This is a genomic window from Paraburkholderia acidiphila (assembly GCF_009789655.1).
In the GTDB taxonomy this organism is placed as follows: Bacteria; Pseudomonadota; Gammaproteobacteria; order Burkholderiales; family Burkholderiaceae; genus Paraburkholderia; species Paraburkholderia acidiphila.
Genome location: NZ_CP046909.1, coordinates 981744 through 999068 on the forward strand (window position 1 = coordinate 981744; position 17325 = coordinate 999068).

The following is a 17325-nucleotide window of genomic DNA, read 5'->3' on the forward strand; positions in this document are numbered from 1 at the left end:
TACAGCCGCAAGTATACGGTAAGCACGCGCTCACCGGCACGCGCATGGCGCGTTGCGACGCCCTTTCGGGCACGGCTGCCGCGCCTCGCCGCCATCGGCCTTCCACGCGCCGCGCCCGATTCTTCTAGAATCCCAAAAAGGTCGCAGGGCGGGGCGGCGCAAGGTCTGGCCGCGTCCGCCCTGTCACAGGACGGTCATCCACGCAAAAAGGACACGAAAACAATGGACATGGGCATCGCAGGACGCAACGCGCTGGTATGCGCGGCCAGCAAGGGACTGGGGCGCGGCTGCGCCGAGGCGCTCGCCGCCGAAGGCGTCAACGTGACGATCGTCGCGCGCACCGCGCAGACGCTCGAGGAAACCGCCGCGCATATCCGCAAGAGCACGGGCGTCGACGTCAAGGCCGTGGCTTGCGACATCACCACGGAAGCGGGGCGCGCCGCCGCGCTCGCCGCTTGCCCGTCGCCGGATATCCTCGTGAACAATGCGGGCGGCCCGCCGCCGGGCGACTTCCGCACCTACACGCATGAAGCGTGGATCGCGGCGCTCGAAGCGAACATGCTCACGCCGATCGCGCTGATCCAGTCCACCATCGACGCCATGATCGCGCGCGGCTTCGGGCGCATCGTCAACATCACGAGCTCCTCGGTGAAGGCGCCGATCGACGTGCTCGGCCTCTCGAACGGCGCGCGCTCGGGGCTTACCGGCTTCGTCGCGGGCGTGGCGCGCCAGGTCGCGGCCACCGGCGTCACGATCAACAGCCTGCTGCCGGGCGCGTTCGACACCGACCGCATCCAGGCCACCATCGTCGCGCAGGCGAAGGCGAGCCATATTTCTGAAGAAGAAGCGCGCGCGCGCCGCATGAAGGCGATTCCGGCCGGACGTTTCGGTACGTCCGACGAATTCGGGCGCGCCTGCGCGTTCCTGTGCAGCGTGCACGCGGGCTATATCACCGGGCAGAACTGGCTGATCGACGGCGGGGCTTATCCGGGCACTTATTGAGTCAGCATCTGGGCAGACGCGGCGCCCTCGCGCCGCATGAAAACACGCATCACGGCTATCAAGCACGCAAACCCCACGTCAAGGAGACTTACGCCATGCCAACCCGCGTCGCACTGATCGCGCACGACCACAAGAAGGACGACATCGTCAAACTGGCGACTGAGTACGTCGATACGCTGCGCCACTGCGAGATCATCGCGACCGGCACGACCGGCTCGCGCATCGAGGCCGCGACGGGTGTCAACGTCGAGCGCATGCTGTCGGGCCCGCACGGCGGCGACCTGCAGATCGGCGCGCGGCTTGCGGAAGGCAACGTCGACATCGTGATCTTCCTGCGCGACCCGATGACGCCGCAGCCGCACGAGCCCGACATCAACGCGCTCGTGCGCGCGTGCGACGTGCACGACGTGCCGTGCGCGACGAATATTTCGACGGCGCGCATGCTGCTCGACGTGCTCACGCTGCGCCAGAAAAACGCGGCCTGAAGCGCGCGCGGGCGCGATGCGCCATGCAGGTAGCCAATAGCCAGGACAACACCAAGGAGACGTGATGACCAAGGCAATCCGATACGACAAAACCGGCGGCCCCGAAGTGATGAAGTGGGTGGACGTCGACGTGGGCGAGCCGGGCGAGGGCGAGGTGCGTTTGCGCCAGAGCGCGTGCGGCCTCAATTACATCGACGTGTACTTCCGCACCGGGCTTTATCCGCAGCCGCTGCCCGCCGGGCTCGGCATGGAGGCGGCCGGCGAGGTGACGGCGGTGGGTAGAGGCGTGAGCGCGCTGAAGGTGGGCGACCGCGTGGCGTATGTCGCGCGCCCGCCCGGCGCCTACGCGCAGGAGCGCGTGCTGCGCGCCGACCAGGTGATCAAGCTGCCCGACGCGATCAGCGACGAAGCGGCGGCCTCGATCATGCTGCAGGGCCTCACGGCGCAATACCTGCTGCGCCGCACGTACCGCGTGAAGGCCGGCGACACGATCCTCATTCAGGCGGCGGCCGGCGGCGTGGGCCTGCTCGTGTGCCAGTGGGCGAAGGCGCTGGGCGCGACCGTGATCGGCACCGTGGGCTCGGACGAAAAAGCCGCGATCGCGAAAGCGCACGGGTGCGACCATCCGATCGTCTACACGCGCGAGGACTTCACGGCGCGCGTGCGCGAGATCACGAACGGCGCGGGCGTGCCTGTGGTGTACGACTCGATCGGCAAGGACACCTACACGAAATCGCTCGATTGCCTCGCGCCGCTCGGCATGTTCGTGAGCTTCGGCAATGCGTCGGGGCCGCTGCCGCCGATCGACTCGTCGGAGTTCGCGGGGCGCGGCTCGCTCTTTTTCACGCGCCCGACACTCTTTACCTATATCGCGAAGCGTGCCGACTACGAAGCGATGTCCGCGGAACTGTTCGACGTGGTCGCTTCGGGCAAGGTCAAGACGTCGATCAACCAGCGCTATGCGCTCAAGGACGTCGGCCAGGCACACGCCGATCTCGAAGCGCGCAAGACCACGGGTTCGACCGTTCTGATCCCGTGACGTCGATATTGATGCACTGCCGCGCCGCAGGGGCCATGCCACCCGCGCCGCCGTATTGATTCGACCTTTACGCTCCATCACTGAGTCATGGAGACCCAAAAGGCGCGCAACGCCAATGTTGCGCGCCTTTTTTCTTTCCGCCGCCGCCTCCGCGCAGTTTCGCTCCCGCGTTTACGCGTTTTTTATACGCGCGCCAAAACCTTTGATCCGGATTTAATGCCGTAGCGGGTAACTTTCAGCCATCCGTCATCCGCGAATGGAGAACACGACAATGGATGTGCTGTATATCGGGGGGCTGGTGGTTTTCGCCGCGCTCACATACGCGTTGATCGCGGGCTGCGAGAAGCTGATGCAGTACCGCCGCGATCAAGGTGCGAAGGGGGTGCGCCCATGACCTGGATCTTCTGGCTATCGGGGGCGGCAACGCTGTTGCTGTTCGTTTATCTCGTCCATGCGCTGCTGCGCGCGGAGGATATCGAATGAACGCCAACACTTTGCTCCAGGCGGGGCTCTTCCTCGTCATCCTGCTCGCGCTCGCGGTGCCTGTCTCAGGCTACATGACGCGCGTGCTCGACGGGCGTTCTCGCGTCGTGCGGCTCTTTGCGCCGCTCGAAAACCTGCTTTATCGCATCGCAGGCGTCGATCCGCAGTCCGAGATGAACTGGAAGCGCTATGCGCTCGCCACCATCTCGTTCAACGTGCTCGGCGTGGGCTTTCTTTACGTGCTGCTGCGTATTCAGGGCTGGCTGCCTGGCAACCCGCAACAGTTCGGCCCGATGACCGTGGACGGCGCGTTCAACACGGCCGTGAGCTTCGTCACCAACACCAACTGGCAGGACTACACGCCCGAGCAAACGGTCAGCTATCTGACGCAGATGCTCGGTCTCACCGTGCAGAACTTCCTTTCGGCAGCGACGGGCATCGTGGTCGTGATCGCGCTGATTCGCGGCTTTGCACGCCACTCGGTGCAGACCATCGGCAACTTCTGGGTCGACCTCACGCGCACGACGCTTTACATCCTCGTGCCGATGGCGGCGATCATCGCCGCGCTCCTGATGAGCCAGGGCATGATCCAGAACTTCAAGGCGTATCAGGACGTGCCGGTGCTGCAAACCACGACCTACGCCGCGCCGAAGCTCGACGCCCAGGGCAACCCCGTGAAGGACGCGAAGGGCAATCCTGAAACGGTCAACACGAAGGTCACGTCGCAAACGCTCGCCATGGGCCCGGTCGCTTCGCAGGTCGCGATCAAGATGCTCGGCACCAACGGCGGGGGCTTCTTCAATGCGAACTCGGCGCATCCGTACGAGAACCCCACGCCAGTCTCGAACCTGATCGAAATGTTGGCGATCCTGATCATTCCGGCCGCACTGTGTCTCGTGTTCGGCAACGTGGTGGGTGACCGCCGGCAGGGTGTGGCCGTGCTCGCGGTGATGACGGTGGCGTTCGCCGTGGCCGTGGGCGGCGTGTTGTCCGCCGAGCAGGCGGGCAATCCGATGTTCACGTCGCTCAACGTCGACCAGCACGCCAGCGCGCTGCAGGCGGGCGGCAACATGGAAGGCAAGGAAACGCGCTTTGGCATCGCGCAAACGGGCATCTTCGTCGTCGCCACCACGGCGGCCTCGTGCGGCGCCGTGAATGCGGCGCACGACTCGCTTACGCCGCTCGGCGGCCTCGTCCCGATGCTCTTCATCCAGCTCGGCGAGGTGATCTTCGGCGGGGTCGGTTCAGGTCTCTACGGCATGCTTGTGTTCGCGCTGCTCGCGGTCTTCGTGGCCGGACTCATGATCGGCCGCACGCCGGAATACGTCGGCAAGAAGATCGAGTCGTTCGAGATGAAGATGGTGTCGATCGTCGTGCTGCTCACGCCGCTGCTCGTGCTGCTCGGCACGTCGATCGCCGTGCTTTCCGACGCGGGCAAGGCCGGCATCGCCAATCCGGGCGCGCATGGCTTCTCCGAGATCCTGTATGCGTTCAGTTCGGCGGCCAACAACAACGGCAGCGCATTCGCCGGCCTAACCGTGAACACGCCGTTCTATAACTGGCTGCTCGCGATCGCGATGTGGTTCGGCCGCTTCGGCACGATCGTCCCGGTGCTGGCCATCGCGGGGTCGCTGGCGAGCAAGAAGCGCATTGCGGTGACGGGCGGCACGCTGCCGACGCACGGCCCGCTCTTCGTCGTGCTGCTGCTCGGCACGGTGCTGCTGGTTGGCGCGCTCACCTATGTGCCCGCGCTCGCGCTCGGTCCCGGCGTCGAGCATCTGATCATGATGGGCGTGCATTGAACGGGGGCCTTCGCAACATGAGCGAAACGAAAATGAATCAGCATAGTGCAACTCGGTCCATGTTCGATCCGGCGCTGGTGCGTCCGGCTATCGTGGACTCGTTCAGAAAACTTAACCCGCGCACGCAGTTGCGCAATCCGGTGATGTTCTGCGTCTACGTGGGCAGCGTGCTCACGACGATCCTCTGGGTCGCGGCGCTCATGGGCCAGGCCGAAGCGCCCGCAGGCTTTATCCTCGCGGTCGCGCTGTGGCTGTGGTTCACGGTGCTGTTCGCGAACTTCGCGGAAGCGCTCGCCGAAGGGCGCTCGAAGGCGCAGGCCGCATCGCTGCGCCAGGCCAAGAAAGACGTGATGGCCAAAAAGCTCAACGAGCCGCATCCGAAGGCGCCGATCCGCATCATGACGGCGTCCGACCTGCGCCGCGGCGACGTGGTGCTGGTCGAAACCGGCGACACGATCCCGGCCGACGGCGAAGTGATCGAAGGCGTGGCATCGGTGGACGAGTCGGCCATTACGGGCGAATCGGCGCCTGTGATCCGCGAGTCGGGCGGCGACTTTTCCTCGGTGACGGGCGGCACGCGCGTGCTGTCCGACTGGATCGTCGTGCGCGTCACGGCGAATCCGGGTGAGGCCTTTCTCGACCGCATGATCGCGATGGTCGAAGGCGCGAAGCGCCAGAAGACGCCCAACGAAATCGCGCTCACGATCCTGCTCGTCGCGCTGTCCATCGTGCTCCTGCTTGCCACGGCGACGCTCTTGCCGTTCTCGATGTTCTCGGTCGAAGCCGCGAAGATGGGCCACGTGGTCACGATCACGGCGCTCGTGGCGCTGCTTGTCTGCCTGATTCCGACGACCATCGGCGGTCTGCTTTCCGCAATTGGCGTGGCCGGTATGAGCCGCATGATGCAGGCCAACGTAATCGCGACTTCGGGCCGCGCGGTGGAAGCCGCAGGCGACGTGGACGTGCTGCTGCTCGACAAGACCGGCACGATCACGCTCGGCAACCGGCAGGCTTCGATGTTCGTGCCCGCGCCGGGCGTGACCGAAGAAGCGCTCGCGGACGCCGCGCAACTGTCGTCGCTCGCCGACGAAACGCCGGAAGGCCGCAGCATCGTCGTGCTCGCGAAGCAGCGCTTCAACATTCGCCAGCGCGACATGCATTCGCTGCACGCCGTGTTCCTCGCGTTCAGCGCGCAAACGCGCATGAGCGGCGTGGACATGCCGGGCCGCGAAATCCGCAAAGGCGCCGCCGACGCCGTGAAGCACTACGTCGAAGCCCACGGCGGCCGCTTCCCCGCCGAAGTCGACAACGCCGTGGACGACGTGGCGCGCCGTGGCAGCACGCCGCTCGTGGTGGCGGAAATGCATGACGGCGCCGCACGCGTGCTCGGCGTGATCGAGCTGAAGGACGTGGTGAAGGGCGGCATCAAGGAGCGTTTCGCCGAGCTGCGCAAGATGGGCATCAAGACCGTGATGGTGACGGGCGACAACCGCCTGACCGCCGCCGCGATTGCTGCCGAAGCCGGCGTGGACGATTTCCTCGCGCAGGCCACGCCCGAAACCAAACTCGCGACGATCCGCGAGCACCAGGCGCAGGGCAAGCTCGTGGCGATGACGGGCGACGGCACCAACGACGCTCCGGCGCTCGCGCAGGCCGACGTGGCCGTGGCGATGAACACGGGCACCCAGGCCGCGAAGGAAGCGGGCAACATGGTCGACCTCGACTCGAACCCGACCAAGCTCATCGAGATCGTCGAGATCGGCAAGCAGATGCTCATGACGCGCGGCTCGCTCACGACGTTCTCGATCGCCAACGACGTCGCGAAGTACTTCGCGATCATTCCGGCGGCGTTCGCTTCGACGTATCCGCAACTGCGCGTGCTCGACGTCATGCACCTGACGTCGCCCTCGTCGGCGATCCTCTCGGCGGTGATCTTCAACGCGCTGATCATCGTGATGCTGATTCCGCTCGCGCTCAAGGGCGTGAAATACCGGCCGCTCGGCGCCGCGACGCTGCTGCGCCGCAATCTGTTGATCTACGGCCTCGGCGGCATCCTCCTGCCGTTCCCGTGCATCAAGCTGATCGACATGGTGCTCGCCGCGTTCGGCTGGGTCTGAGCCGCGCAGAAAGCCACACACGGATAGATACATAGGAAGCCAAAATGAAATCGCAGTTTCGTCCTCTGATCGTGATCTTCGCCGTGCTGACGGTCATCACCGGCCTCGTGTATCCGGCCGTGATGACCGCGTTCGGCCAGGCCGCGTTCCACCGCCAGGCTAACGGCAGCCTCATCGAAGTCGACGGCAAGGTGGTGGGCAGCGCGCTCATCGGCCAGCAGTTCGATGCGCCCCAGTACTTCTGGGGCCGTCTCTCGGCTACGTCGCCCATGCCGTACAACCCGACGGGGTCGGGCGCCTCGAACCTCGGGCCGACCAACCCGGCGCTCGCCGACGAGCTCAAAGGCCGCATCGACGCCTTGAAGGCCGCGGGCACCGACGTCTCGCAGCCCATTCCCGTCGATCTCGTGACGTCCTCGGGCAGCGGCCTCGATCCGGAAATCTCGCCGGCTGCCGCCGCGTACCAGGTGGCGCGCGTGGCGCAGGCGCGCCACATGAGCGCCAACGACGTGCAGGCGCTCGTGGATCGCCACACGAAGGGCCGTCAGTTCGGCCTGTTTGGCGAGCCGCGTGTGAACGTGCTCGAACTGAACCTCGCGCTCGACGGCAAAGCGGTTAGCTGAGCGAGAACGTCACGTCGCAACGCACGCTCGACGCCTTGCGCGTCGAGCGTGCGGTTTGCCATTTCCGCGCCACGGTGAGACGATCTTTCGTGCTTCCGGTGCAACCCAGATGTCAATCCACGTGAATTCCATTCCGGCTTCCGCATGAACCGCCCCGATCCCGACGAACTGCTCGACCGGCTGCAGCGCGACGAAGAAAAACGCCGCCGCGGCAAGCTGAAGATTTTTTTCGGCGCATCGGCAGGCGTCGGCAAGACCTATGCAATGCTGCAGGCCGCGCGCCGCCGCGCCGAGGAAGGCGTGGACGTGGTGGTCGGCATCGTCGAGACGCATGGCCGCAGCGAGACCGCCGCGCTCACCGCCGGCCTCGACGTCATGCCGCGCCAGCGCATTGCCTATCGCGGGCGTCTGCTCGAAGAATTCGATCTCGACGCCGCGCTCGAGCGCAAACCGCAACTCGTGCTCGTCGACGAACTCGCGCATTCGAACGTGGCCGGCGCGCGTCACATGAAGCGCTGGCAGGACGTGTACGAACTGCTTGACGCGGGCATCGACGTCTACACGACCGTCAATGTGCAGCACCTCGAAAGCCTCAACGACGTGGTCGGGCAGATCGCGGGCATTCGCGTGTGGGAGACCGTGCCCGACCGCGTGTTCGACCGCGCCGACGAAGTCACGCTCGTCGACCTGCCCGCCGAAGAACTGCTCGACCGCATGCGCGACGGCAAGGTCTACATGCCGGCGCAGGCCGAGCGCGCGGTGCGCAACTTCTTTCGCAAGGGCAACCTGATCGCGCTGCGCGAGCTGGCGCTGCGCCGCACGGCCGACCGTGTCGACGCGCAAATGCGCGAGTATCGCGCCGACCGCTCGATCCAGCATGTCTGGCAGGCGCGCGAGCGGCTGGTCGTCTGCGTGGGGCCGGGGCCCGAGGCGAACGCGCTGGTGCGCGCCGCCGCGCGGCTTGCCGCGAGCCTGAAGGCCGACTGGATCGCCGTGTATGTGGAAACGCCGAAGCTCCAGCGCCTGCCCGATGCCACGCGCGAGCGCACACTCGGCGCGCTCAAGCTTGCCTCCGAGCTCGGCGCCGAAACGGCCACGCTCGCGGGCGAGGACGCCGCGACGACACTCGTCGGCTATGCGCGGCTGCGCAATGTGTCGAAGCTCGTGGCGGGCGGCTCGTTGCGCACGGGCTTTTCGCGCTGGGTGAAGCGCCCGTTCGGCGAGCGTCTGGCCGAAAAGGCCGGCGACGTCGATCTCACGCTCGTGCGCGCGAGCGCGGGCGACGCGGTGCGCTCCGGCAGCGAGGCCGGCGCGGTCAGCGCCGCAACGCGCGCCGCCAATGCATGGCGCGAGGCGCTCGCGGCGGGCGGGGCCGAGCGCTCGCCGCCGCGCGCGTATGCGGCCGCGCTCGTGATCTGCGCGTGCGTGACGCTCATCGCGAACCAGCTGATCGATCGCATCGACCTCGCGAATCTCGTCATGCTGTACCTGCTCGGCGTGATCTTCGCGGCGACGAAGCTCGGGCGCGGGCCGGGCGTCATGCTGTCGTTCGCGAGCGTGGCGGCGTACGACTTTTTCTTCGTGCCGCCGCGCATGTCGTTCTCCGTCAGCGACACGCAATATCTGCTGACCTTCGTCGGCATGCTGCTCACGTCGCTCGTCATCAGCCATCTCACGTCTAGCCTGCGCCGCGAGGCAAGCGTCGCGCAGCGGCGCGAGCAGCGCACGGGGGCGATGTATGCGATGGCGCGCGAGCTGGCCGCGGCGCTTACTACGGAGCAGATCGTGGCGATCGGCAGTCGTCACGTGAGCGAGGTGTTCGGCGCGCGCGTGGCGCTGCTGTTGCCCGATAGCGCCGACAAGGTGCAGCAGAAGATCGAGGAGCCCGATCCGAAGATCATGCTCGACGCCGCAAACCTCGACATCGACGTGGGCCAGTGGGTGTACGACCAGCAAAAGCCCGCGGGCCACGGCACCGACACGCTGCCGGCCGCGGCTGCGCGCTACTTGCCGCTCAAGGCGCCGATGCGCACGCGCGGCGTGCTCGCGGTCGTGACGCGCGACGCGCGCGAGCTGCAGGTGCCCGAGCAGCAGCGCATGCTCGACGCGTTCGCCGCGCAGATCGCGCTCGCGCTCGAGCGCGTGCACTACGTGGACATCGCGCGCGACGCGCTCGTCAACATGGAGTCGGAGCGGCTGCGCAACTCGCTGCTCTCGGCCATCTCGCACGATTTGCGCACGCCGCTCACGGCGATCGTCGGCTTCTCGTCGATGCTCGCGCAAACGCATGAGCCCGAGGATGCGCACGATCCGCGCTCGGGCGAGCTGATCGAGGCGATTCACGACGAGGCGCTGCGCATGACGGGCATCGTCACGAACCTGCTCGACATGGCGCGGCTGCAAGCCGGTAGCCTCAAGCTCAATCGACAATGGACGCTGCTCGAAGAAACCGTGGGCGCGGCGCTCGCCGCTTGCCGACGCGTGCTGGCGCGGCACCCGGTGCGGGTGAAGCTGGAGGAGGGCTTGCCGCTGCTGCAGCTCGACGCCGTGCTGATGGAGCGGCTCTTTTCGAACCTGCTGGAGAACGCGGCCAAGTACACGCCCGCCGACACGCCGCTCACCATCGCGGCGCGCCGCGTGGAGGAGGGCGGCCAGCCGTTCGTGCGCGTTTCCATCGAGGACAACGGGCCGGGTTTGCCGCCCGGTATGGGCGAGCGCGTGTTCGAGAAGTTCACGCGCGGCGAGAAGGAGTCGGCCAAGCCCGGCATCGGGCTCGGACTCGCTATCTGCCGGGCGATCGTGGAGGCGCACGGGGGTACAATCGGCGCGGCGAATCGCGTCGCTGCCGATGGTCAAGTGGAAGGCGCGACGTTCTGGTTTGCGCTGCCTGTGGAGTCGCCGCCGCCGCTGCCCGCCGATGTGACCGATGCATCTGAGATGCATGAAACGCTCGAACCGCTAGATCCGCTTGATTCGTCCGGCGACGCGCAACGCGCGAGTACGACTGAGCCCGTCAGCGGCGAATCGGCACCACGAATGGCCGCCCCCGAAAAAACCGTCGATCCCAAACCCGCAAATGAGTGACCCGAGCATCGCCGTTGTCCTGATCGAAGACGAAAAACAGATTCGCCGATTCGTGCGCGCAACGCTCGAGGGCGAGGGCATCGTCGTGCACGACGCCGAGACTGGCAAGCAGGGCCTCGTCGAGGCCGCCACGCGCAAGCCCGACCTCGTGATCGTCGATCTGGGCCTGCCCGACACCGACGGCCTCGACGTGATCCGCGAACTGCGTGGCTGGAGCGATCTGCCCGTCATCGTGCTTTCGGCGCGCACCCAGGAAAGCGAGAAGGTGGCCGCACTGGACGCTGGCGCCGACGACTACCTGACCAAGCCGTTCGGCGTGTCCGAGTTGCTCGCGCGCATCCGGGCGCAGCTGCGCAGGCGCAACCGCGGCGGGGCGAACGAGGCGCCGCAGGTGAGCTTCGGCGCGGTGAACGTCGACCTGGCGCTGCGCCAGGTGACGCGCGAAGGCGCGCCCGTGCATCTCACACCTATCGAGTACCGCCTGCTCGCCACGCTCGTGCGCGACGCCGGGCGCGTGCTGACGCACAGGCAGCTGCTGCGCGAGGTCTGGGGGCCGTCGCATGTGGAGAGCAGCCATTACCTGCGGATCTACATGGCGCATCTGCGGCAGAAATTGGAGCGCGATCCCGCGCAGCCCGAGCACATCGTCACCGAGACGGGCGTGGGGTATCGGCTGGTCGGCGTGCAATGAGCCTGCACCGTGCTGGTGCTATAATTACAGCTCTGTAAGGACGGCCTTGCAGCTTTTTTTGTCATCGGGGACGGCCCCATTTTTCGATGGAGCGTTCCCTATGTCCTGGTTTCTTCTTCTCATCGCTGGCCTGCTCGAAGTGGCGTGGGCCGCCGGTCTCAAATCTTCCGAAGGATTCACGCGGCTGTGGCCCTCGGTGTTCACCGTGGTCACGGCGCTGGGCAGCTTTGTCCTGCTCGCCATGGCCATGCGTCAATTGCCGCTCGGCACTGCCTATGCGGTGTGGACGGGCATCGGCGCGGTCGGCGCATTCGTGTTCGGCATCGTCATGATGGGCGAGGCCGTGAGTGCCGCGCGTGTGGCAAGCGCCGCGCTGATCGTGCTCGGCCTGATCGGCCTCAAGCTTAGTTCGTCCGCCTGAGCGAATTCGCTGCGCATAACTCGGTGCGGACCTTATGCCGCGGCCGCGCAACACCGCTGCGGCACCGCAGCGAGCGTGGCTATAATGGAACGGTCATAACCCGATAACACTCCGCGCCGCATGAGCGGCGAGCGCGTGCGCACAGCGCGGGCTCTCCCGTTTCGCGCGTGGAGCGCCGGCGCCCCGGCCGCGCCGCGCGAGGAGGCAGCCATGCTGGAACCACTTTCGCTCGCAGCGGGCCTGTCCTGGGGCAGCGGCCTGCGCCTCTATCTCACGGTGCTGATGGCCGGCGTCTTGCAACGTCTTGGCCTGATTCACCTGCCCGACACGCTCGCCGTGCTCGCTTCGCCTTGGGTGATCGGCATTGCCGCCGCGCTCACGGTGCTCGAATTCCTCGCCGACAAGATTCCCGCGTTCGACTCGCTCTGGGACGCGGTGCATACCTTCATCCGCATTCCGGCCGGGGCCGTGCTGGCGGCCGGCGCGCTCGGCCACGCCGATCCGGCGCTGTTGACCGTCGCCGCGCTGGCGGGCGGCACGCTCGCGGGCACGGCGCATCTCGCCAAGGCGGGCACGCGCGCGCTCATCAATCTTTCGCCTGAGCCGGTGTCGAACGTCGTCACGTCGAGCGCCGAAGACGGCATGACCTTCGTGGGCGTGCTGCTCGCGTTCTTCGTGCCGCTGCTCTTCCTCGTCATGCTCGTGGCCTTCCTCGTGCTCGCGGCCTGGGCGCTGCCACGCCTGTGGCGCGGCGTTCAGGGCGGTTTTCGCGGCATGGCGACGCACATGGTTTCGCGTCTCTCGTTGCGGGGTCGTCACGATTGAGCGGCGGCGCGCCTCCTTCTTCTTCGAACGCAAAGCCTCCGCGCAGCGAAGGCGGCCCGGGTTTCGTGCAGGCTGAGCCGCCCGGCGCACCGAGTGCAACCGGCGGCGGCCAGGGCAGCCCACGTGGCCCCGTGGCCGTGCGTAGCACCCCACGCTGGTCCGATCTCGTGCATCTTGCCGCGCGCATGACGGCGCGCGACTGGCGCGCGGGCGAACTCACCATGCTGCTGCTGGCGCTGGTGCTCGCGGTGGCGGCGCTCGCCAGCGTCGGCTTTCTTGCCGACCGCCTGCAACGCGGTCTCGAACGCGACGCCCGGCGCATGATCGCCGCCGATTTCATCGTGCGCGCCGATCACCCCGTCGATCCCATGTTTGCGCGCGAGGCGCAGTCGCTCTCGCTGCGCACGGCGACCACGGCGATCTTTCCGAGCATGGTGGGTTCGGGGGCGCTACCGGCAGCGCCATCGGGCGCTTCCTCCGCTGCGGGCGCAACGGCCACGCGCCTAGCCGCCGTCAAGGCCGTCTCGGCGGACTATCCGCTGCGCGGCGCGCTGCGCATCGCCGCGGCGCCCGGCGCACCCGATCACGCAGCGCAGGGCATTCCGCCACCCGGCACCGTATGGGTGGACGACGAATTGCTCGACGCCCTCAAGCTGCATATTGGCGACACGGTGAAGGTGGGCACGCGCACCTTCACCGTGAACGCGCTCATCACCAAGGAACTCGACCGTGGCTTTTCGTTCGTGAACTTCTCGCCGCGCCTCATGATGCGCGCGGACGAAGTCGCGTCGACGGGGCTGCTCGGCTATGGCAGCCGCGTGACCTATCGCCTGCTCGTGGCAGGCGCCGATCCGGCCGTCGCGCAGTTCGCGTCCTGGTCGCGCGCACGCGTGGATGGCGGCAAGATGCGCGGCGTCGCGCTCGAATCGCTGCAGGACGGCCAGCCGCAGGTGCGCGAGACGCTCGACCGCGCGCGCCACTTCCTCACGCTCGTTTCGCTGCTCACGGCGCTGCTCGCGGCCGTGGCGATTGCGATGGCCGCGCATCGCTACACGCGCCGCCATCTCGATGCGTGCGCCGCGATGCGCTGCCTCGGCGCGAGCCAACGCACGCTGCGCACGCTCTTCGTGCTGGAATTCGCGGGGCTCGGACTCGCGGGCGGTGCGGTTGGCGTCGCGCTCGGCTACGCGGGCCATCTCGCGCTGCTGGCGTGGCTCGGCAATCTCATCGACGTCGTGTTGCCGCAGCCCGGACCGCTGCCCGTGCTCGAAGGCATCGCCGCGGGCCTCGTGCTGCTGCTGGGCTTCGCGCTGCCGCCGCTCCTGCCGCTCACGCGCGTGCCGCCGGTGCGCGTGCTGCGCCGCGAGTGGGGCGACGAAGGGCGCGCCGCGTGGGCGGCGTACGGCGTCGGCATTGCGCTCTTTGCGGGGCTGCTCGTGATCGCGGCGGGGGAGTTGAAGCTGGGCGGCATCGTCGCCGGTGGTTTCGCGATCGGATTGCTCGTGTTCGCCTGCCTGGCGCGCGCGGCGCTCTGGTGTGCGGCGCGCGTGGCGCGCAGCGCTCGCCTTTCTGGTCAGGCGCGCGCGGGCGTGGGCTGGCGCTATGCGCTGGCGTCGCTCGAACGGCGGCCGGGCGCAAGCGCGCTGCAGATTACGGCGCTCGCTATCGGCCTCATGTGCCTGTTGCTGATCGCGATGACGCGCAACGACCTCGTCGACGGCTGGCGCAAGTCCACGCCGCCGGATGCACCCAACGAGTTCCTCATCGACATCCAGCCCGACCAGCGCGATGCCGTGGCGGCCTGGCTGCGCACGCACGGAATTGCCGGGGCCAACGATAGCGATCTGCAGCCGATGGTCCGCGGGCGCCTCATCTCGATCAACGGCAAACCGGTGAATCCCGACTCGTACAAGAGCGAGGATGCACGCCGCCTGGTGGATCGTGAGTTCAATCTCTCGTACACGACGAAGCTGCCCGACGATAACCGCATCGAGGCGGGCACCTGGTACGGCGATTCGAGCACGCCGCAGCTTTCGATCGAGCAGGGTCTCGCGAAGCTCATCAACGTGAAGCCCGGCGACGTGCTCAAGTTCGACGTGACCGGCCTCGAAGTCACGGCGCCCGTGACGAGCGTGCGCAAGCTCGACTGGGGCTCGTTCAAGGTCAACTTCTTCGTGCTGATGCCGCCCGGGCTGCTGCGCGATTTTCCGGCGACCTACATCACGAGCTTTCACCTGCCGCCTGGGCAGCGCGACGTCGTGGACGGTCTCGTGGCGCGCTATCCCAACGTCACCGCCATCGACATCGCGCCGATTCTCGCGCAGATCGAGCGTGTGCTCGAGCAGGTGATCGGCGCGGTGCAGTTCCTCTTTCTCTTCACGCTCGCCGCCGGCGTGCTGGTGCTCTACGCGGCGCTCGCGGGCACGCGCGACGAGCGCATGCGCGAGTCGGCGCTGCTGCGCGCGCTTGGGGCATCCCACCAGCAGGTGCGCGCGGTGCAGGTGGCCGAATTCCTCTGCGTGGGGGCGCTCGCGGGGCTCATGGCGGCGATCGGCGCGCAGGCGATCGGCTCGGTGCTCGCCACGCACGTGTTCCTGTTCTATCTCCCGTTCGATCCGTGGCTATTCCCGGTCGGCATCGTCGCCGGCGTGGTGTGCGCGGGCGTGGGCGGGTGGATCAGCCTGCGGCACGTGCTCGCACGGCCGGCGCTGCAGTCGCTGCGCGATGCCTGATCATGGCCTGACAGCGGCCTGAGGCGTGAAGCGGCAACCCGCCACGCACCGCTATGCGAGAATTGTTGGTTTCCGGCAGCGTATTTTGCACGTGTTGCCGCCCCTCTTTTTGTCCTGATTCAACCGTATGACCGATCCAGCCGACGAAGCGCCGCAGAAACCCACGGCCTTCGAACTCGTCGGCGGCGAGGCGCGCGTGCGCGAGCTCGTCGACCGTTTCTATGACCTGATGGACCTCGAGGCCGACTTTGCGGGCATCCGCGCGATGCATCCGCAAACGCTCGACGGCTCGCGCGACAAGCTGTTCTGGTTCCTCTGCGGCTGGCTTGGCGGCCCGGACCATTACATCGAGCGCTTCGGCCACCCGCGCTTGCGCGCGCGCCATTTGCCGTTCGCGATCGCTTCGTCCGAGCGCGACCAGTGGCTGCGCTGCATGGCGTGGGCGATGGAAGACGTGGGCCTGCCGGAGCCGCTGCGCGAGCGCCTGCTGCACTCGTTCTTCGATACCGCGGACTGGATGCGCAATCACCCGGGTTGATACCTATCGCTCGATTGTGCCGGTCTGCGCTCCGGTACAGTCAGGCGCTCGCGCATCGCGGCCGTCCAGCGGGGTGCTTCACGAGGCGGCCATAATGCCCCTTTGGCTCGCAGCCGCCCTGGCGCGGCCAGCCATCAGCAAAACCAGGAGACACCCACGATGACGACCACCCGCGCGCTCTTTCGCGAAGACGCCTATCTCACGCAGTGCGAAGCGACGGTACTTGCCGTTGGCGAGGACGGTGTGCGGCTCGACCAGACCGTGTTCTATCCGCTCGGCGGCGGCCAGGCAGGCGACGCCGGCGCGCTGGTGCTCGCCGACGGCACACGCATCGAGATTGCCGACACCCGCAAGGCGAAGTTCGAAGGCGCGACGCCCGACGACGCGCTGCACGTTCCCGCACCCGGCCAGGAAGCGCTGCTCGCGCGTCTCGCCGCCGGAGAGCGCGTGCGCGCCGAGATCGACTGGGCGCGCCGCCACCGGCACATGCGCCTGCATACGGCGAGCCATCTGATGTGCGCGGTGCTCCCGTACCCGGTGGACGGCTGCAGCATCACGACCGACTATGCGCGCCTCGATTTCGCCACGGTCGAGCCGATCGAGCGTGAGATGGTCGAGGCACGGCTCGCGGAACTCGTTTCGGGCGCGCACGCGGTGGCGACCGAATGGATCACCGACGAAGAGATGGCACAACGTCCCGAACTCGTGCGCACGATGAGCGTGAAACCACCGATGGGCTTGGGCCGCGTGCGCCTCCTGCGCATCGAGAGCGTGGATTTGCAGCCTTGCGGCGGCACGCACGTGCGCAACACGCAGGAGATCGGCGCGCTGCGCGTGGCGAAGCTCGAGAAGAAGAGCGCGCGCACACGGCGGCTCGTGCTGGAACTCGCGTAATGCATGTCGACGCGCGTGCGCGCGAGGTGCTCGACTTCTGGTTCGGTGAGCCGGGTTCGGAGGCGTTCGGCCGCGAGCGCAAGATGTGGTTCCGTAAGAACGCGGCGTTCGACGCGAAGCTGCGCGAACGCTTCGGCGCGTTGCTCGACGCCGCCCGCGCGGGCGAACTCGACGCCTGGTGCGAGACGCCCGAAGGCGCGCTCGCGCTCGTGATCGTGCTCGACCAGTTCTCGCGCAACTGCCATCGCGGCACGCCGCACGCGTTCTCCGCCGACGACAAGGCGCTCGGCATCGCCCGCGAGATGGTGGCGAGCGGCGCGGATCGGCGTCTGCCCACGCTGCAGCACCGCTCATTCGCGTATCTGCCGTTCGAGCACGCCGAAAGCGCCGAAGCGCAGCGCGAATCGCTGCGACTTTTCGGCGAACTGGCGAAAGATCCGGAAGGGCAGGGCTACTACGATTACGCGGTGCGCCACGCAAACATCATCGAGCGCTTTGGGCGCTTTCCGCATCGCAATGCGCAACTGGGCCGCATTTCCAGCGATGAAGAAACCGCGTTCTTGCGCGAGCGCGGTTCGTCGTTCTAGCC

The 17325-nt window shown here is 67.3% G+C and carries 16 protein-coding genes; all 16 read left to right on the top strand.

All coding sequences use genetic code 11. The features are described 5' to 3' along the window. Nucleotides 1-222 precede the first annotated feature (222 nt). The 16 genes from FAZ97_RS04365 (at nucleotide 223) to FAZ97_RS04440 (ending at nucleotide 17323) form a co-directional block, all read left to right on the top strand. Nucleotides 223-1002: an SDR family oxidoreductase gene (locus FAZ97_RS04365; protein ID WP_158757361.1), complete on the top strand. Its 780-nt coding sequence runs from the start codon at nucleotides 223-225 to the stop codon at nucleotides 1000-1002. A 95-nt stretch (nucleotides 1003-1097) separates the two neighbouring features. Next, nucleotides 1098-1487: a methylglyoxal synthase gene (locus tag FAZ97_RS04370; protein ID WP_133182045.1), complete on the top strand. Its 390-nt coding sequence runs from the start codon at nucleotides 1098-1100 to the stop codon at nucleotides 1485-1487. A gap of 64 nt (nucleotides 1488-1551) precedes the next feature. Beyond that, entirely contained in the window at nucleotides 1552-2526 is a 975-nt protein-coding gene (locus FAZ97_RS04375) for a quinone oxidoreductase family protein (protein WP_158757362.1), read from the top strand. A 271-nt stretch (nucleotides 2527-2797) separates the two neighbouring features. Then, nucleotides 2798-2920, top strand: coding sequence for a potassium ABC transporter ATPase (locus tag FAZ97_RS04380; RefSeq protein WP_069265305.1), 123 nt, complete (start codon nucleotides 2798-2800; stop codon nucleotides 2918-2920). Beyond that, nucleotides 2917-3009, top strand: coding sequence for a K(+)-transporting ATPase subunit F (gene kdpF, locus FAZ97_RS04385; protein WP_027819619.1), 93 nt, complete (start codon nucleotides 2917-2919; stop codon nucleotides 3007-3009). Before FAZ97_RS04380 ends, kdpF begins: the two co-directional genes overlap by 4 nt. Then, nucleotides 3006-4811, top strand: a complete 1806-nt coding sequence (gene kdpA / locus FAZ97_RS04390) for a potassium-transporting ATPase subunit KdpA (protein ID WP_158757363.1) — start codon at nucleotides 3006-3008, stop codon at nucleotides 4809-4811. The genes kdpF and kdpA overlap by 4 nt, the downstream gene beginning before the upstream one ends. A 32-nt stretch (nucleotides 4812-4843) precedes the next feature. Then, the gene (kdpB, locus tag FAZ97_RS04395; RefSeq protein WP_158757364.1) at nucleotides 4844-6928 is read left to right on the top strand and encodes a potassium-transporting ATPase subunit KdpB; all 2085 of its coding nucleotides are present in this window, start codon (nucleotides 4844-4846) and stop codon (nucleotides 6926-6928) included. Nucleotides 6929-6972: 44 nt separating this feature from the next. Beyond that, complete coding sequence (kdpC, locus tag FAZ97_RS04400; protein WP_158757365.1) at nucleotides 6973-7551, top strand: potassium-transporting ATPase subunit KdpC; 579 nt, start codon at nucleotides 6973-6975, stop codon at nucleotides 7549-7551. 144 nt (nucleotides 7552-7695) lie between these two features. Further along, entirely contained in the window at nucleotides 7696-10635 is a 2940-nt protein-coding gene (locus tag FAZ97_RS04405; RefSeq protein ID WP_158757366.1) for a sensor histidine kinase, read from the top strand. Beyond that, nucleotides 10628-11326, top strand: coding sequence for a two-component system response regulator KdpE (gene kdpE / locus FAZ97_RS04410; protein WP_158757367.1), 699 nt, complete (start codon nucleotides 10628-10630; stop codon nucleotides 11324-11326). Before FAZ97_RS04405 ends, kdpE begins: the two co-directional genes overlap by 8 nt. Nucleotides 11327-11426: 100 nt before the next feature. Next, the gene (gene sugE / locus FAZ97_RS04415) at nucleotides 11427-11747 is read left to right on the top strand and encodes a quaternary ammonium compound efflux SMR transporter SugE (RefSeq protein ID WP_158757368.1); all 321 of its coding nucleotides are present in this window, start codon (nucleotides 11427-11429) and stop codon (nucleotides 11745-11747) included. Nucleotides 11748-11957: 210 nt separating this feature from the next. Continuing rightward, entirely contained in the window at nucleotides 11958-12572 is a 615-nt protein-coding gene (locus FAZ97_RS04420) for a DUF4126 domain-containing protein (RefSeq protein WP_042272294.1), read from the top strand. Between the two features lie 185 nt (nucleotides 12573-12757). Then, the gene (locus tag FAZ97_RS04425; protein ID WP_158759050.1) at nucleotides 12758-15304 is read left to right on the top strand and encodes an ABC transporter permease; all 2547 of its coding nucleotides are present in this window, start codon (nucleotides 12758-12760) and stop codon (nucleotides 15302-15304) included. Between the two features lie 127 nt (nucleotides 15305-15431). After that, complete coding sequence (locus FAZ97_RS04430) at nucleotides 15432-15842, top strand: group II truncated hemoglobin (protein ID WP_158757369.1); 411 nt, start codon at nucleotides 15432-15434, stop codon at nucleotides 15840-15842. 159 nt (nucleotides 15843-16001) lie between these two features. Further along, nucleotides 16002-16736, top strand: coding sequence for an alanyl-tRNA editing protein (locus FAZ97_RS04435; RefSeq protein WP_158757370.1), 735 nt, complete (start codon nucleotides 16002-16004; stop codon nucleotides 16734-16736). Continuing rightward, the gene (locus FAZ97_RS04440; protein WP_158757371.1) at nucleotides 16736-17323 is read left to right on the top strand and encodes a DUF924 family protein; all 588 of its coding nucleotides are present in this window, start codon (nucleotides 16736-16738) and stop codon (nucleotides 17321-17323) included. Before FAZ97_RS04435 ends, FAZ97_RS04440 begins: the two co-directional genes overlap by 1 nt. Nucleotides 17324-17325: the final 2 nt, after the last annotated feature.